We start from the raw sequence: 378 nt of genomic DNA on the forward strand, positions 1-378 counted from the left end.
AGGGGCACGTGAACAGGATCAAGATGCTCAAACGGCAGATGTACGGACGAGCCAATTTTGATCTACTCCGCAAACGCGTCATACACGCCGGATAGTCAAGCGCCCCATAGCAATCACGAAATTTGCGCCAGATCCACGTAATTCCGACTTATATGAGTGTCAGCGGCGTGACGGGGTTCGTCTACCCGTTCGAACTCGACCCGCCGACACCGCTGCAACCGAAACTGGTCGAGACGATGAAGGCAGTTGCGCGCCGACGCCTGTGGGCAGGATCCTGACCCCGCCCGCAGATCTTGGGATGGGGTGTGATCGTCGCTCAGCTCGGTGGTGCTCGATGCTTCTGGAGGGAGTCGATCTCGGCGGACACCTCGTCGAGGC

The 378-nt window shown here is 59.0% G+C and carries 1 protein-coding gene; it reads left to right on the forward strand.

Annotated elements, in window-relative coordinates:
• Nucleotides 1–152 precede the first annotated feature (152 nt).
• Nucleotides 153–278, forward strand: coding sequence for a hypothetical protein (locus P3H15_RS55260; protein ID WP_276144959.1), 126 nt, complete (start codon nucleotides 153–155; stop codon nucleotides 276–278).
• Nucleotides 279–378 lie beyond the last annotated feature (100 nt).

Source organism: Rhodococcus sp. T2V (assembly GCF_029269925.1).
Taxonomy (GTDB): domain Bacteria; phylum Actinomycetota; class Actinomycetes; order Mycobacteriales; family Mycobacteriaceae; genus Rhodococcus_F; species Rhodococcus_F koreensis.

Coding starts and splice junctions, on each gene's coding strand:
- P3H15_RS55260 (WP_276144959.1), top strand. CDS start 153: ATGAGTGTCAGCGGCGTGACGGGGTTCGTCTACCCGTTCGAACTCGAC.